The organism is Streptomyces huasconensis (genome assembly GCF_021028635.1).
Classification (GTDB): domain Bacteria; phylum Actinomycetota; class Actinomycetes; order Streptomycetales; family Streptomycetaceae; genus Streptomyces; species Streptomyces huasconensis.
Window position 1 is genome coordinate 2803953 of sequence record NZ_CP086119.1, and the last position, 15360, is coordinate 2819312.

Sequence of the window (15360 nt, forward strand, 5' to 3'; positions counted from 1 at the left end):
GACGCGGATTTCATCCCGCCGCAACAAAGACGGCGCCGCCGTCAGCTGCCGGGCACCGCCACGAACGCCTCACGCGGCGTGTCCGTGGGGACGTAGCGCTGCGCGGCCGGGGTCTGGGGCGTCAGGTCCTTGTGGATGGCCTTGGCGACGCCCTGGATGGTGGCGACCCCGTAGTTCATGGTGCTGTTGCCGTGCGTGAGCACGGAGATCGTGTAGTCGTGGCCGCCGCCCTTGAACGCGCCGATGCTGTGCACACGCCAGCCGTGCGTCGACCGCTGGAGCCAGCCGTTCTTGACGTGTATGGCGACGCCCGAGGGCGCGCCCGCCGGGGTGCCCCAGCGCTGCGAGGAGACGACCTTGCCCATCAGCTTCAGGATGTAGGCGCGCGCGTTGTCGCTCAGGACGGAGTTCTTGGCGGTGAACAGCGCGAGGAGCTTCTGCTCGTCGGCCGCGTTGATCCGGGTCAGGCCCCAGTAGCCGTCGGCTCCCGGCACGGTCTTCGTCATCTTGGCGGCCTGGAGGAAGGCCTTGATCTTGGCGGTGCCGAGCTGGCGCCAGAGCGTGCTGGTCGCCGCGTTGTCCGACGTGGTGATCATGGCGTGCGCGAGGTCCGACTCGCGCTCGGTCAGCTTCCGGTCGGTCTTCTTCGCGTCCCACAGGAGCGTGGCGAGGACGGTCGCCTTGACGACGCTGGCCGAGTCGAACGAGGTGGTCGAGCGCAGCGTGCAGGTCGTCTTCGTGGTGCGGTCGTACAGCCCGACCGCGACGGTGCCCTTGCGGTTCTTCAGCGCGGCGGTGATGTCCTTGGTGAGCTTGGCGGCCAGGCCGGCCTGCGCGGAGGTGCAGCTGACGGTCGGCGCGGGCGCGGCGACGGCGGGCGCGGCCCCCGCGACGGCGCCGAGCGGCACGAGGACGCCTGCGGCGAGCCCGGCGGAGAGCATGCGGGCGCGCCGGGATATCCCGGACACCGGGTGGTGCGTCATGAAGTGTTTCCCATCCCCTTGATCCGTACGGGGTCCCCCGTGGGCCCGCACAAGCGCGCCCCCGGCGCGCTCGCCACAGATGACTCGCCGGGGGCGGGGATGGTTGTACGGAGGGGGTCAGCCCCCGGCAAGATGCGTGGGCGCGAACATCCGCAGCACCGCCGGGAGCACCACCACGGAAGGCCCCGGCTCGGCCAGCGCCTTCGCGAGGTCGTCCCGGAGCGTCTCCGGGGTCGTCCGTACGCCCGGCACCCCGAAGGACTCCGCGAGCGCCACGAAGTCCGGGCGGGCCAGCTCCGTGCCGGTGGCCTCGCCGAAGGCGTCGGACATGTACTCGCGCAGGATGCCGTAGCCGCCGTCGTCGACGATCAGCCACGTCACGTTCAGCCCGTACTGCCGCGCGGTGGCCAGCTCCGCGATCGAGTACATCGCGCCGCCGTCGCCCGAGACGGCGAGGACCGGCTGTGAGGGGTCGGCGACGGCCGCGCCGAGCGCGGCCGGGAAGCCGTAGCCGAGGCCGCCCGCGCCCTGCGCCGAGTGCATCGTGTTGGGGCGCCGCGCGTCGAACGCCGACCACGCCCAGTAGGCGAGGATCGTCATGTCCCAGAAGGACGGTGCCGCGTCCGGCAGCGCCTCGCGCACGGAGGCGAGGACCTGCTGTTCCAGCGTGAGGTCCTGCGCGGCGATCCGCTCGCGGACCCTGGCCAGAACCGCCGCCACCCGCTCGGGCGCCGACGGGTCCTCGCGGGGCGCGTCGATCGTCTCCAGGAGGGCCGACAGCGCGAGCCGCGCGTCCGCGTGGATGCCGAGCCCGGGGTGGTTGGACTCCAGCTTCCCCGCGTCCGCCTCGATCTGGATGACCCGGCCGCGCGGCTTGAACGTGTGGTAGTTCGAGGACAGTTCACCGAGGCCCGAGCCGACGACGAGCAGGACGTCCGCGTCCTCCAGGAAGTCGGTGGTGTGGCGGTCCTCCAGCCAGGACTGGAGGGACAGCGGGTGCTCCCAGGGGAAGGCGCCCTTGCCGCCGAAGGTGGTGACCACCGGGGCGTTCACCAGCTCCGCCAGCGCGAGGAGCTTGCCGGAGGCGTCCGACCGTACGACACCACCGCCCGCGATGATCGCCGGCCGCTCCGCGCGCGTGAGCAGGTCGGCGGCGACGGCCGTCAGCTCGGGGCGGGGCACGACCTCGTCGGGCGTGGCGTCCATGGCCGTGACGACCGGCAGCGTCGTCCCCGCGAGCAGCACGTCCTGGGGGATCTCCACCCAGACCGGGCCGTGCGGCGCGGTCAGCGCGGACTCCCAGGCCGCGGCGATCGCCGACGGGATCTGGGAGGCCGTGCGGACCGTGTGGACCGACTTCACGATGTCGCGGAAGGACGCCTGCTGGTCGCGCAGCTCGTGCAGATAGCCGTGCCGGCCGCCGCCGAGCCCCGCCACCGGCACCTGACTGGCGATGGCGAGGACCGGCGACGAACCGGCCGCCGCCTCCTGGAGCGCGGCGAGCGAGGTCAGCGCGCCGGGCCCGGTGGACAGCAGCAGCGGGGCCACCTCACCGGTGATCCGGCCGTACGCGTCCGCGGCGAACCCGGTGTTGTTCTCGACGCGCAGGCCCACGTATGACAGCGACGAGCGGCGCAGCGCGTCGAACATGCCGAGCGCGTGCTGGCCCGGGAGGCCGAAGACGGTGGTGGCGCCGAGGCCGGCGAGGGTCTCGACGACGAGGTCGCCGCCGTTGCGCCCCGGGGGCGGGTTCAGGGCGGCCTCCGTCTGGCGCGGCGTGGGGCGCAGCACCAGGTCGTGGTCGTGGGTCATGCGGCGTCTTCTCCTTCTCGCCCGGGCCACGGCCCGGCGGGGGTTCCCGGAGGCGTTCGGCCGGGCGTTGGGGCCGCCGGGCCGCGCACGGCCCGGCGTGCCACGGTGTCCGACGGCCTCGCGGCGCGGGTTACTTCGCGGTCTGCTCCCCGCCGGAGGCGCGGCCGGCGGCTATCTGCCTGCTCATGATCGTCGTCAGTTCGTACGCCGTGTGGGAGGCGGCGACCGCGGTGATCTCCGCGTGGTCGTAGGCCGGGGCGACCTCGACGACGTCCGCCGAGACGAGATTGCAGGAGGCGAGGCCCCGCAGGATCTCCAGCAGCTCGCGGGAGGTCATGCCGCCCGCCTCGGGGGTGCCGGTGCCGGGCGCGTGGGCCGGGTCGAGGCAGTCGATGTCGATGGAGATGTACAGCGGGCGGTCGCCGATGCGCTGGCGCAGCTGGTCGGCGACCTCGTCGGCGCCGCGGCGGTAGATGTCCGCCGAGGTGACGATGCCGAAGCCCATCTTCTCGTCGTCGGTGAGGTCCTTCTTGCCGTACAGCGGGCCGCGCGTGCCGACGTGGGAGAGCGCCTCGGTGTCGAGGATGCCCTCCTCCACGGCACGGCGGAACGGCGTGCCGTGCGTGTACTCGGCGCCGAAGTACGTGTCCCAGGTGTCCAGGTGGGCGTCGAAGTGCAGCAGCGCGACCGGGCCGTGCTTCTTGGCCACGGAACGCAGCAGCGGCAGCGCGATGGTGTGGTCGCCGCCGAGGGTCATCATGCGGGCGCCGGAGCCGAGGAGGTCGTCGGCGGCGGCCTCGATGGTCTCCACGGCCTCGTTGATGTTGAACGGGTTGGCGGAGATGTCGCCGGCGTCCGCGACCTGCGCGAGCGCGAAGGGGGAGGCGTCCTGCGCGGGGTTGTAGGGGCGCAGGAGGCGGGAGGCCTCACGGATCGCGTTGCCGCCGAAGCGGGCGCCGGGGCGGTAGGAGACACCGGAGTCGAAGGGCACACCGACCACGGCGACGTCGGTCTTGCCGCCCACCTCGTCGAGCCGCGGCAGTCGCGCGTACGTCGCCGGGCCCGCGTACCGGGGGATGCGGGAGGAGTCGACGGGGCCGCGGGGGGTCGTCGGGTTCTCGGCGCTGCTCATGGTCGGTGTTCCTCCTGCTGGTGCGAGTACTGCGTTTCAAGTGTCGCGCGCCCCACTGACAATGGGCCGCGCGAAGATCTAGACGGCCGCCGGAGCCCGCGGTTCCGTGGCGTCCCGCCCGGCGAGGCGTTCGCGCCAGGCGGCGAGCACGGCCGCGTCGGTCGGGCGGGTGGCGAGGGAGACGACGACGTACACGGCGAGCGAGGTCAGCAGGCCGTAGTAGACCGGCTCGGTGGCGAGGATGCCGTACCCCCACATGAGCCCGATCACGGACAGCCCGCCGGCGGCGACGGCGGCGAGCGCGCCGGGCGCGGTGCCGCGGCGCCACAGCAGGCCGCCGAGGATCGGCACGAGCAGGCCGCCGACGAGCAGGTTGTAGGCGACGGTCAGCGCCTCGACGACGTCGTTGAGCGCGATGGCGATGACGATCACGGCGACGCCCATGATGAGGATGAAGGCGCGGTTGCCCTTGACCTCGTCGTGCCCCTCGCTCTCCGGGGCGGCCGCTCCCCGCAGGCGCGACCAGATGTCGTTGTTGGCGACGGTCGCGCAGGCGATGAGCGCTCCGGAGGACGTCGACATGACGGCGGCGAGGGCGGCGGCCAGGACAAGTCCCCGTACGCCCATGGGCAGTTCGTCCTTGACGATGGTCGCGAAGGCGGCGTCGGCGCTCGGCAGCTTCGGGTACATGACCTTGGCGGCGGTGCCGATGACGGCGCCCGCGATCGCGTAGACGAGACAGTAGGTACCGGCGACGGTGCCGCCGTAGCGGGCCACCTTGTCGCTGCGCGCGGTGAAGACGCGCTGCCAGATGTCCTGCCCGATGAGCATGCCGAAGGTGTAGATCAGCACGTACGTGAAGATCGTCTCGCCGCCGATGCCCAGCGGGTCGAAGTACTCGGTGGGCAGCTTCGCCCGCATCTCGCCGAACCCGCCCGCCTTGACGACGGCGATGGGCAGGAGCAGCAGGAGCACGCCGATGGTCTTCACCACGAACTGCACCATGTCGGTGAGGGTGATGGACCACATGCCGCCGAGCGTCGAGTAGGCGACGACGATCGAGCCGCCCAGGATGATCGCGAGCGTGCGGTTCATGTCGAACAGGACGTCGAAAATGGTGGCGTACGCGATGGTCGAGGTGACCGCGAGCATCAGCGTGTACGCCCACATGACCACTCCGGAGATGACGCCCGCGCGCCCTCCGTAGCGCAGGTCCAGCATTTCGGAGACGGTGTAGACCTTCAGGCGCGCGATGCGGGCCGAGAAGAACACGCTGAGCGCGAGGAGCCCGAGGCCGATGGTGAAGACCATCCAGGCGCCCGAGAGCCCGTACTGATAGCCGAGGCCGACACCGCCGATGGTGGACGCCCCGCCGAGGACGATGGCGGCCATGGTCCCGGAGTACATCCACGGCCCGAGGCGGCGCCCGGCGACCAGGAACTCGCTCTTGGACTTGGCGCGGCGCATCCCCCACCAGCCCATCGCCAGCATCCCGGCGAGATAGACGACGATCACTGTGTAGTCGACGGCCATAAGGGGGGCCTCCTTCGCGCACCTCGGTGGCGTGTCGTGCAGATGGGGTGAGGACCGCCGCGGGGACATCCGCCCGTACCCGCGGCCTGCGGTCGGCACGACCCTAGGTGGCCGGAAAGCAACCCTGAAGTGTACGTTTCTTCCACTTACCGTGACCGAGATGGATGGAACGCCCACCATGGCCGACCTCACCGGCTCCCGGGGCCCCGCGGCGCCCCCGACCCCGCCGGTCCCGCTCGCCGCGCTGCTGGCCCGCGAGGAGCTGGGCCTGCGGCAGATCGCGGGCCCGGACGCGGCGGGCACGGCCGTGCAGTGGGTGCACACCTCGGAGATGGCGGACCCGTACCCGTACCTCCTCGGAGGCGAACTGCTGCTCACGGCGGGCGTCCACATCACCGGCCATGAGGGGGCACAGTCTCACCTCGACCACTACGTGACCCGCATCGTCGCGGCGGGCGGCGCGGCCCTCGGCTTCGGTGTCGCGCCGGTCCACGACACCGTGCCCGCGGCCCTGGTGGCGGCCTGCGAGCGGCACGGCCTGCCCCTCCTGGAGGTGCCGCCGCAGACCACGTTCAGCGGCGTCGCCCGCGCCGTGTGGCGGCTGATGAGCGAGGCCCGGCACATGGAGCTGCGCCGGGTCGCGGAGGCGCAGCAGGGCCTGGCGACGGCCGCCGCGCGGCCCGACCCCGTCCCGGCCGTCCTGCGCCAGCTCGCGGCGCGGCTCGGCGGGCTCGCGGCGCTGTACGGGCCGGACGGCACGGAGCTGCAGGCCGAGGGACGCGCGCGGCAGGGGGCCCGGGAGGGCCTGCGGGAGCTGACCGGGGTCGTACGGCGCGCCACGCCCGCCGCCCCGGCGTCCGCCGCCGACACCGCCGGGACCACGCACCTCGCCGCGTACGCGCTCGGCGGCGGCCGCGGCTTCGCGCTCGGCGTCGCCACGGAGGGCCGCGCACCGGGCGACCACACGATCGCGGGAGCGGCGGTGGTGCTCCTCTCCTTGCTCACCGGTGAACACCAGGGCGCCTCCGAAGCGGCCCGCTCGGCGGCGCTCGTACGGCTGCTCCTGGGGGCCGCCCCCGAAGAAACCGGGCTTCTCCTGGGCAGCGACATGTGGACCGTCGTCCACGCGCGCGGGGAGCGCACCCCGCTGGCCGCGCCCGCGCTCGCCGCGGCGCTCGGCACGGGCCTGGTCGACCCGGGCGAGGAGGTCGTCCGCCTGCTCGTCCCCGCCGACCGCGCACTCGCCCCGGTGGAGGGCTGGCTCCTGGGTGTCTCCGCCCCCGCCGCCCCGGCCGGTCTTGCGGCGGCCGACGCCCAGGCGGCCCGCGCCCTGCGCCGCGCGGAGGCCACGCGCCGCCCCCTCGTGCGCCACCACGCGAACGGCCTCGCCGCGCTGGTCGCCCCCGAGGAAGCCGCCGCCCACGCGCGCGTGCTGCTCGCTCCCCTGGGCGAGAACACCACCTTGCGGGAGACCCTGCGCACCTGGCTCTCCCTGCACGGCAGCTGGGACCGCACGGCGGTCGCCCTCTCCGTCCACCGCAACACCGTCCGCCAGCGGATCACACGCTGCGCGGCACTGCTGGACGCGGACCTGGACGATCCGGACGTACGCATGGAGCTGTGGTTCGCCCTGAACGCGGACCGCTGACGCCTGGGCGAGAGGCCTTGCGGAGCAGCGGTGCGGTCAGCCGCACCCCGTGGCCGGGCGCCCGCCTCATGATGCGCTCCCCCTGTGCCGGACAGGCTGGGCGGCATGAGACTTCCCGACAAGGGTCGTGCCGCGCCGGCCCACAACGAGACACGCGGGCTCCTGCGCACGGCTAATGGCTGTCGTGTTCTCGTGGCGGTGTGCCTGCCCGCTGCCCCTTCTCCACGACGACGAACTGCCCCATCATTCCGGCGTCTTCGTGCGCCAGCAGATGGCAGTGGTACATGTACGGGGTATCCGGGTCGGCGGGCCCCTCGAATCGCATCGCGAGCTCCATCGTCGTGCCGTTCGGCAGGAACACCGTGTCCTTGGCCCCGCGCAGCTCGGGCGGTGGCACCTCGCCGTTCACCTTGAGCACCCGGAACTGGACGTCGTGCACGTGGAAGTTGTGCGGCATGCCGTTGCGGTTCCGGACAGTCCACGTCTCGGTGGTGCCTCGCGTGACGGTCTCATCAATTCGGTCCATCTTCATCGCGCGCCCATTGATCCCGGACTCCGCCAGGTCGAAGAACCGCCCGCGCGCCGGGTTCTTGCCGTCAGGCACCTCCAGCTCACCCAGTTGCCGCGGAATGTCGCCAGAAGCGCGCAGCTGCTTCGCGGCCCGCAGCTCCAGGACGTCGAAGGAGTCGTCGCCCCCATTGAACCGCTGCTCCCAGGAACTCCCGTAGTTGTCCTGCGGGAAGCTGCGCAGGACGGTCTTCTCGCCCGGCTCCATGCGCACGACGATCTCGGCCCGTTCGCCGGGTGACAGCTGTATCCGCTGCATGCGGGCCGGCTGCTGGAGAAGACCACCGTCCGTGCCGACCAGTGAGAACGAGCGGTCGTCCGGGAAGCCGAAGTCGTACGTGCGGGCCGTCGAGGCGTTGAGCAGCCGCAGTCGGATCAGTTCGTCGCCGACCTCCTGGTACGGGCGGAGCGTGCCGTTGACCATGGTCCGGTCGCCCAGGAAGCCGACGTGGCGCATCATCTTGTGACCGTGGTCCAACTTCGCGCCGTCGAATTTGACGTCCTGCACGATCACCGGCAGATCATCGACGCCGTACTTCTTGGGCAGTGTGAGCCGCGCGGACTGCTTGTCGTCGACAAGGAACATTCCCGCGAGGCCGCGTTGCACGTGCTTCTCCGTCACGCCGTGCGGGTGCGGGTGGTACCAGAGCGTCGATGCAGGCTGATCCACGGTCCAGTGCGGACTCCACCTGCCGCCCGGCCTGACCATCTGGTGCGGGCCGCCGTCCATCTTCGCTGGTAGGTGCATGCCGTGCCAGTGCACCGTCGACGCCTCGTCCAGGCCGTTCCGTACCCGCACGCGGACCTTCTCCCCACGCTCCGCGCGCAGCGTCGGCCCCAGGTAGTCGCCGTTGAACCCCCAAGTGGGTGTCTTGCGGCCGTCCTCGAACTCCTTCTCGCCCGCCTGCATCCGCAGGTCGAACACTCGGGTGCCGTCCCTGTCCACACGGGACTTCGCGAGCGCAGGTATCGCCAGTTCATTGTCGAACCGCTCCTCGCCGACCGTGCTGACCTTGGCGTCGTTCCACAGCCAGAGGACACCGCCGCCGACAGCCAGCGCTACGACGGCGACGAACGATCCGAACACGATGAGTAAGCGCTTGAGGGGGGACATGCCTCAAGCTTCGCGGCGGGGCCCGCCCGGCACATCGGGGAACGCCCCCGATCCGACCCCCACATGGACCCCGAAGGTCCTCAGGGTTCCGCCCCTGAGAGGAGCCGGGCCCGCGTGATCACCGCGACCTGTTGCGAACACCGCCCGAGGCCCCACTCCTGCGTGAGCTGTCCTGGGGTCGATCAACAAACCCCGCCCAGCGCAGAACCCTCGTCCCGCACAATAGGAGCCATGTCGATACCCAGCCGTGCCGCGCTCGTCGATCACCTCGTCCGCACCCGCATCGCGGGCGACGTCGCCACCCCCCGCGAGAACAACCTCAGCCACTACAGGAAGCTCGCGAACGGCGACCGCCACTACTGGCTCGGCCTGGAGCTCGGCGACCGCTGGAGCGACGAGCAGGACGTCCTCGCGGTGATGGCCGAGCGCTGCGGTGTCGTCGACGACCCCGGGCACCGGCAGGGGCAGGACACCATCGACCCGGAGCTGACGGTCGACGCCCTGGAGCGCATGGCGGCCCGCCTGCGCAAGGCGGCCGCCGGCAGGGAGAGCGTCCTGTTCGCCACCGGCCACCCCGGAGGCCTGCTCGACGTGCACCGCGCCACGGCCGCCGCCCTGCGCGCGGCGGGCTGCGAGATCGTCGTGATCCCGGACGGTCTGATGGCCGACGAGGGCATGGTCTTCCAATTCGCCGACGTGGCGGTCCTGGAGCGCGGGGCGACGCTGTGGCACACGCACTCCCCCGAGCCGATGAACGCGATCCTGGACGGCCTGGAGCGCGAGGGCCGCCCGCAGCCGGACCTGGTGGTCGCCGACCACGGCTGGGCGGGCCGCGCGGGCCAGCGCGGCCTTGACTCGATGGGCTACGCGGACTGCAACGACCCGGCGCTGTTCATCGGCGAGGCCGAGGGCACCGTACAGGTGACGGTGCCCCTGGACGACCACGTGACGAGCCCGCGCCACTACGACCCGATGACGGCCTACCTGCTGAACGCGGCGGGACTGACCCCCGGCTCCTGACCCGGACCCGGCGTGGGGTCCAGGTAGACCCGCCTGATCGAGGGGAAGCGCTCCTGGAGGCGCCTCGCCATGCGGTCGCAGGCCCGCTCCACCTCCCCGGCCGTCGACACGTCCCGGAAGTCCACCTTCGCGGCCACCAGGGCCTCCTTGGGCCCCTGGAGGAGCGTGGTCAGCTCCAGTACGTCGACGACATGCGGGTCGGCGAGCAGTTCGGCCCGCACCGCGTCCCGCATCTCCTCCGGCAGCGGACGACCGATCAGCAGTTCGGAGTTGGCGTGGCCGAGCACCCAGGCGACGTACACCAGCAGCACGCCGATGCAGAGCGAGGCGACGCCGTCCCACACGCCGGACCCGGTGAGCTGCCCGCCGAGCAGTCCGGCCGCGGCGAGCACGAGGCCCGCGAGCGCCGCCGAGTCCTCCATGACGACGGCCTTGACCGCCGTGTCGGGGGTGTGGCGCAGATAGCGCTTGAGACGCACTCCGTAGCGGTCGGCTTCGCCGCGCGCCTGCTTGAGGCCGGTGCGCAGGGAGTAGCTCTCCAGGAGGAAGGCCACCGCGAGGACGATGTACGAGATGAGGGGGTCGCCCGGTTCGCGGCCGTGGGTGAGGGTGTGGATGCCGTCGTAGACGGCGAAGACGCCGCCGCCGACGAAGGTGGCGACGGAGGCGAGCAGCGCCCAGATGTAGCGGGCGCCTCCGTAGCCGAGCGGGTGTTCCTCGTCGGCGGGCCGTTCGCCGGCCTTGAGGGAGACGAGCAGCATCAGCTCGGTGACGGTGTCGGCCACGGAGTGCGCCGCTTCGGAGAGCATCGCGCTCGATCCGCTGATGGCACCGGCGACCGCCTTGGCCAGGGCGATGCCGAGGTTGGCGACGGCGGCGACGATGACCGTGAAGGTGCTCTCGCCGCCGCCCTCGGGCTTCTCTGACGGGTGCTCATTCATGTATCGGACGGTAAGTCCGATCACGGCGGAATGCGAACCTCCTCTTCCGCAACGCGCCACGCCCGTCACCGCGGGACGCGCACCACGCCCTCCTGGATGACGGTGACCGCGAGGCGCCCGTCCTGCGTCCAGATCCGCGCCTGCCCGAGGCCCCGGCCGCCCGAGGCGGACGGCGACTCCTGGTCGTACAGCAGCCACTCGTCTGCGCGGAAGGGCCGGTGGAACCACATCGCGTGGTCGAGCGAGGCGCCGACGACGTCCCCGACCGCCCAGCCGCCCCGCCCGTGCGCGAGGAGCACGGAGTCGAGGAGCGTCATGTCGGAGACGTACGTGGCGAGACAGACGTGCAGCAGCGGGTCGTCCGTCAGTTTGCCGCTGGTCTTGAACCACACCTGGGAGCGCGGCTCGCGCGGCTGCCCGACGGTGCCCCAGGGCGGCACGTCGGCGTAGCGCAGGTCGACGGCGGCGCGCGCCTCGATGAGCCGCTCGGCGACGGGCCCCGGCAGATGGCGGGGCAGCATCTCGGCTGCGGTCGGCAGCGTCTCGGGGTCGGGCGCGTCCGGCATCAGGGCCTGGTGCTCCAGGCCCTCCTCGTACGTCTGGAAGGACGCGGAGAGGTGGAAGATCGGCTGCCCGTGCTGGACGGCGACGACGCGCCGCGTGGTGAAGGAGCGGCCGTCACGGATGCGGTCGACGGTGTAGACGATCGGCGCGCCGGGGTCGCCGGGGCGCAGGAAGTACGCGTGCAGGGAGTGGGCATGGGGGCCTCCCCTGCTCGAGCGAAGCCGGGAGCTTGGGGAACTGTCGGCGGGGACGGTGCGCCCCGCGGCGACCAGGGCCTGCGCGGCGACCTGGCCGCCGAAGACGCGGGGCACGAGCGCCGAACGGCTCATGCCCCGGAAGATGTCCTCCTCGATCTGCTCCAGGTCGAGCAGGTCGAGGAGGGCGTCAAGTGCCTGGTTCATGAAGGTAGTTCTACCGGGCCTCTACGGAGGAAGCCGCTACAGGCCCATGTCCTTGGCGATGATCATCTTCATGACCTCGCTGGTGCCGCCGTAGATGCGGTTGACGCGGTTGTCGGCGTACAGACGGGCGATGGGGTACTCGTTCATGAAGCCGTAGCCGCCGTGCAGCTGGAGGCACTTGTCGATGACGCGGTGCGCGACCTCGGTGGCGAACAGCTTCGCGGAGGCGGCCTCGGCGGCGGTCAGCTCGCCCGCGTCCAGGGCCTCCAGGGCGCGGTCGACGACGGCCTCGGCGGCGTCCACCTCGGCCTGGCAGGCGGCCAGCTCGAACTTGGTGTTCTGGAAGGAGGCGACCGGCTTGCCGAAGACCGTGCGGTCCTGGACGTACTCCTTGGCGAACCGGACGGCGGCCTTGGCCTGCGCGTAGGCGCCGAAGGCGATGCCCCAGCGCTCGGAGGGGAGGTTGCTGCCGAGGTAGTAGAAGCCCTTGTTCTCCTCGCCGAGGAGGTCCTCGACGGGCACCTTGACGTCGACGAACGCCAGCTCGGCGGTGTCGGAGGTCTTCAGGCCCAGCTTGTCGAGCTTGCGGCCGACGGAGTAGCCCTCGGACTTGGTGTCGACGGCGAAGAGGGAGATGCCGAAGCGGCGGTCCTCGGCGGTGGGCGCGGAGGTGCGGGCGCAGACGATCACGCGGTCGGCGTGGACGCCGCCGGTGATGAAGGTCTTGGCGCCGTTGAGGACGTAGTGGGTGCCGTCCTCGGAGAGCTTGGCGGTGGTCTTCATGCCCGCGACGTCGGAGCCGGTGCCCGGCTCGGTCATCGCGAGGGCCCACATCTCCTCGGCGGAGACGAACTTCTCCAGGTAGCGCTTCTTCTGCTCGTCGGTGGCGAGCATCTTGATGTAGGGCAGGGCGAGCAGCACGTGGACGCCGGAGCCGCCGAAGCTGACGCCCGCGCGGGCCGTCTCCTCGTACTGGATGGCCTCGAACTTGTGCGTGTCCAGGCCGGCGCCGCCGAACTCCTCGGGGACGTTGATCCCGAAGAGGCCCAGCTCGGCGAGCTTGTAGTAGAACTCGCGGGGCACCTGACCGGCGGCGAACCACTCGTCGTGGACCGGCACGACCTCGGCCTCGATGAAGGCGCGCAGAGTCTCCCGGAACGCCTCGTGGTCCTCATTGAAAACGGTACGGCGCACGGAGAACTCCCTCTGCCTACTGCCTACGTCGACTCAGCGGACTAAGCGCTTGCTCATAGGGAGGTTACCCGGCGGTCACCAAGAGCGTCCAGAGACGCACATCACTCCGCGGCCGCCGCCGCGAAGGCCCCGCGCGCGAGGCGGTGCAGCAGCTCCGCCATGCCCGCCCGGCTCGGCAGCACGTCGCGGCGGCTGAGGTGCGGCGTGGAGTTCAGCAGCCCGAAGACGGCGTGCACGGCGACCCGCGCCGCCTTCTCGGCGAGGTCCGGGTAGACCTCGCGCACCACCTCCACCCAGATCTCCACGTACTGCCGCTGGAGCTGGCGGACCAGCTTGCGGTCGCTGTCCCGCAGGCGGTCCAGCTCGCGGTCGTGCAGGGTGATCAGGGAGCGGTCGTCGAGGGCGAAGTCGATGTGGCCCTCGATGAGCGCGTCAAGCACCCGCTCGGGTGCCCCGTCCGTGTCGGCCAGACACCGCTTGCCCCCCGTCAGGAGCTGACCGCTGATGCCGACCAGCAGCTCGGCGAGCATCGCGTCCTTGCCCGCGAAGTGCCGGTAGAGACCGGGTCCGCTGATCCCCACGGCGGCCCCTATCTCGTCCACCCCGACGCCGTGGAAGCCGCGCTCGGCGAAGAGCCGGGCAGCCTCCTTGAGGATCTGCTCGCGGCGGGTGGGGGCGTCGGTTCTGGTGGCCATGGAATTAATTCTAGACAGGCCGGTTAGCGCTCGTTAACCTGAGGGAAACGCGTTAACGCTCATTAACCGATCCGGGCGTGACCGGGCGTCCGGGTGGACCGAGCAAGGGGGCTCGAACTGATGCGGCAGGCACCAGTGCTGACGAGCGCGGCTGATCCCGCGTCGGAGGCGTGGCGGGCGAACGAGACGGCGCACTCCGCCCTCGTCGAAGAGCTGCGGGCCAAGCTCGCGGCGGCCGCGCTCGGCGGCGGCGAGCGGGCCCGCGCCCGCCATGTGGCGCGCGGCAAGCTGCTGCCCAGGGACCGCGTGGACACGCTCCTCGACCCGGGTTCGCCCTTCCTGGAGCTGGCACCCCTCGCGGCCGAGGGGATGTACGGCGGGGACGCCCCGGCGGCCGGAGTCATCGCCGGGATCGGCCGCGTCTCGGGCCGCGAATGCGTGATCGTCGCCAATGACGCCACGGTCAAGGGCGGCACGTACTACCCCATGACGGTCAAGAAGCACCTGCGCGCCCAGGAGGTGGCCCTGGAGAACCGCCTCCCGTGTCTGTACCTCGTCGACTCGGGCGGCGCCTTCCTGCCGATGCAGGACGAGGTTTTCCCCGACCGCGAGCACTTCGGGCGGATCTTCTACAACCAGGCGCGGATGTCGGGCGCGGGCATCCCGCAGATCGCCGCGGTACTCGGCTCGTGCACGGCGGGCGGGGCCTATGTCCCGGCGATGAGCGACGAGGCGGTGATCGTGCGCGAGCAGGGCACGATCTTCCTCGGCGGCCCGCCCCTGGTGAAGGCCGCGACCGGCGAGGTGGTGACGGCCGAGGAGCTGGGCGGCGGCGCGGTCCACTCGCGCACCTCCGGCGTCACCGACCACCTCGCCGAGGACGACGCGCACGCGCTGCGCATCGTGCGGAACATCGTGGCCACCCTGCCCGCCCGCAAGGAGCCGCCGTGGGCGGTGCGGCCCGTGGAGGAGCCCAAGGTCGACCCCTTGGGGCTGTACGGCGCGGTGCCGGTGGACTCCCGCACCCCCTATGACGTCCGCGAGGTCATCGCGCGCGTGGTGGACGGCTCCCGCTTCCAGGAGTTCAAGGCGGAGTACGGCACGACGCTGGTCACCGGCTTCGCGCACCTCCACGGCCACCCGGTCGGCATCGTCGCGAACAACGGCATCCTGTTCTCCGAGTCCGCCCAGAAGGGCGCCCACTTCATCGAGCTGTGCGACCAGCGCGGCATCCCCCTGGTCTTCCTCCAGAACATCTCCGGTTTCATGGTCGGCAAGGACTACGAGGCGGGCGGCATCGCCAAGCACGGCGCCAAGATGGTCACCGCCGTGGCCTGCACCCGCGTGCCGAAGCTGACGGTGGTGGTCGGCGGTTCGTACGGCGCGGGCAACTACTCCATGTGCGGCCGGGCCTACAGCCCCCGCTTCCTGTGGATGTGGCCGAACGCCAAGATCTCCGTGATGGGCGGCGAGCAGGCCGCCTCCGTCCTCGCCACGGTCAAGCGCGACCAGCTGGAGGCGCGCGGCGAACAGTGGGCGGCCGAGGACGAAGAGGCCTTTAAGGACCCGATCCGCGCGCAGTACGAGGAGCAGGGCAACGCCTATTACGCCACGGCCCGCCTCTGGGACGACGGCGTGATCGATCCCCTGGAGACCCGGCAGGTGCTCGGCCTGGCCCTGACGGCGTGTGCGGGCGCCCCCTTGGGCGAGCCCGGCTTCGGCGTCTTCCGGATGTGAGGGGCGGGACGATGAGCGA

12 protein-coding genes are annotated in these 15360 nt (G+C 71.6%); 3 read left to right on the forward strand and 9 right to left on the reverse strand.

Features of this window, described 5'->3' with window-relative positions; translation table 11 throughout:
* Nucleotides 1-41: 41 nt before the first annotated feature.
* From J2N69_RS12560 to J2N69_RS12575, 4 genes are all read right to left on the reverse strand, one after another.
* Nucleotides 42-941 (reverse strand): serine hydrolase, encoded by a 900-nt coding sequence (locus J2N69_RS12560; protein ID WP_230904697.1) that lies wholly within the window; start codon nucleotides 939-941, stop codon nucleotides 42-44.
* Between the two features lie 159 nt (nucleotides 942-1100).
* Complete coding sequence (locus tag J2N69_RS12565; RefSeq protein WP_230900825.1) at nucleotides 1101-2795, reverse strand: thiamine pyrophosphate-binding protein; 1695 nt, start codon at nucleotides 2793-2795, stop codon at nucleotides 1101-1103.
* Nucleotides 2796-2925: 130 nt separating this feature from the next.
* Nucleotides 2926-3927, reverse strand: a complete 1002-nt coding sequence (gene speB / locus J2N69_RS12570) for an agmatinase (protein ID WP_127912185.1) — start codon at nucleotides 3925-3927, stop codon at nucleotides 2926-2928.
* A gap of 78 nt (nucleotides 3928-4005) precedes the next feature.
* A complete protein-coding gene (locus tag J2N69_RS12575; RefSeq protein WP_127912186.1) occupies nucleotides 4006-5460 on the reverse strand; it encodes a sodium:solute symporter family protein in 1455 nt (484 codons plus the stop codon).
* 160 nt (nucleotides 5461-5620) lie between these two features.
* On the opposite strand from J2N69_RS12575, the gene J2N69_RS12580 reads away from it, so the two are divergent.
* Nucleotides 5621-7108, forward strand: a complete 1488-nt coding sequence (locus J2N69_RS12580) for a PucR family transcriptional regulator (protein WP_230900826.1) — start codon at nucleotides 5621-5623, stop codon at nucleotides 7106-7108.
* Between the two features lie 172 nt (nucleotides 7109-7280).
* Here the strand turns inward: J2N69_RS12580 and J2N69_RS12585 are convergent, their stop codons facing one another.
* Nucleotides 7281-8789 (reverse strand): multicopper oxidase family protein, encoded by a 1509-nt coding sequence (locus J2N69_RS12585; protein WP_230900827.1) that lies wholly within the window; start codon nucleotides 8787-8789, stop codon nucleotides 7281-7283.
* A 231-nt stretch (nucleotides 8790-9020) separates the two neighbouring features.
* Between J2N69_RS12585 and J2N69_RS12590 the strand changes: the two genes are divergently transcribed.
* Nucleotides 9021-9809 (forward strand): phosphatase, encoded by a 789-nt coding sequence (locus J2N69_RS12590; protein WP_230900828.1) that lies wholly within the window; start codon nucleotides 9021-9023, stop codon nucleotides 9807-9809.
* Here J2N69_RS12590 and J2N69_RS12595 read toward each other — a convergent pair.
* The 4 genes from J2N69_RS12595 to J2N69_RS12610 form a co-directional block, all read right to left on the reverse strand.
* Nucleotides 9770-10750 (reverse strand): cation diffusion facilitator family transporter, encoded by a 981-nt coding sequence (locus J2N69_RS12595; RefSeq protein WP_230900829.1) that lies wholly within the window; start codon nucleotides 10748-10750, stop codon nucleotides 9770-9772. The genes J2N69_RS12590 and J2N69_RS12595 overlap by 40 nt on opposite strands.
* Before the next feature lie 65 nt (nucleotides 10751-10815).
* Nucleotides 10816-11715: an acyl-CoA thioesterase gene (locus J2N69_RS12600; RefSeq protein WP_230900830.1), complete on the reverse strand. Its 900-nt coding sequence runs from the start codon at nucleotides 11713-11715 to the stop codon at nucleotides 10816-10818.
* Nucleotides 11716-11751: 36 nt separating this feature from the next.
* Nucleotides 11752-12909, reverse strand: coding sequence for an acyl-CoA dehydrogenase family protein (locus tag J2N69_RS12605; protein ID WP_230900831.1), 1158 nt, complete (start codon nucleotides 12907-12909; stop codon nucleotides 11752-11754).
* 101 nt (nucleotides 12910-13010) lie between these two features.
* On the reverse strand, nucleotides 13011-13604 hold the full coding sequence (locus tag J2N69_RS12610) for an SACE_7040 family transcriptional regulator (RefSeq protein WP_230900832.1): 594 nt from the start codon (nucleotides 13602-13604) through the stop codon (nucleotides 13011-13013).
* A gap of 120 nt (nucleotides 13605-13724) precedes the next feature.
* On the opposite strand from J2N69_RS12610, the gene J2N69_RS12615 reads away from it, so the two are divergent.
* The gene (locus J2N69_RS12615; RefSeq protein WP_230900833.1) at nucleotides 13725-15341 is read left to right on the forward strand and encodes a carboxyl transferase domain-containing protein; all 1617 of its coding nucleotides are present in this window, start codon (nucleotides 13725-13727) and stop codon (nucleotides 15339-15341) included.
* Nucleotides 15342-15360 lie beyond the last annotated feature (19 nt).

Excerpts from the sequence above, each read along its gene's own strand:
- J2N69_RS12560 (WP_230904697.1), bottom strand. The coding sequence starts at position 941 with ATGCTCTCCGCCGGGCTCGCCGCAGGCGTCCTCGTGCCGCTCGGCGCC.
- speB (WP_127912185.1), bottom strand. The coding sequence starts at position 3,927 with ATGAGCAGCGCCGAGAACCCGACGACCCCCCGCGGCCCCGTCGACTCC.
- J2N69_RS12610 (WP_230900832.1), bottom strand. The coding sequence starts at position 13,604 with ATGGCCACCAGAACCGACGCCCCCACCCGCCGCGAGCAGATCCTCAAG.
- J2N69_RS12615 (WP_230900833.1), top strand. The coding sequence starts at position 13,725 with ATGCGGCAGGCACCAGTGCTGACGAGCGCGGCTGATCCCGCGTCGGAG.
- J2N69_RS12595 (WP_230900829.1), bottom strand. The coding sequence starts at position 10,750 with ATGAATGAGCACCCGTCAGAGAAGCCCGAGGGCGGCGGCGAGAGCACC.
- J2N69_RS12580 (WP_230900826.1), top strand. The coding sequence starts at position 5,621 with ATGGATGGAACGCCCACCATGGCCGACCTCACCGGCTCCCGGGGCCCC.
- J2N69_RS12600 (WP_230900830.1), bottom strand. The coding sequence starts at position 11,715 with ATGAACCAGGCACTTGACGCCCTCCTCGACCTGCTCGACCTGGAGCAG.
- J2N69_RS12585 (WP_230900827.1), bottom strand. The coding sequence starts at position 8,789 with ATGTCCCCCCTCAAGCGCTTACTCATCGTGTTCGGATCGTTCGTCGCC.
- J2N69_RS12565 (WP_230900825.1), bottom strand. The coding sequence starts at position 2,795 with ATGACCCACGACCACGACCTGGTGCTGCGCCCCACGCCGCGCCAGACG.
- J2N69_RS12590 (WP_230900828.1), top strand. The coding sequence starts at position 9,021 with ATGTCGATACCCAGCCGTGCCGCGCTCGTCGATCACCTCGTCCGCACC.
- J2N69_RS12575 (WP_127912186.1), bottom strand. The coding sequence starts at position 5,460 with ATGGCCGTCGACTACACAGTGATCGTCGTCTATCTCGCCGGGATGCTG.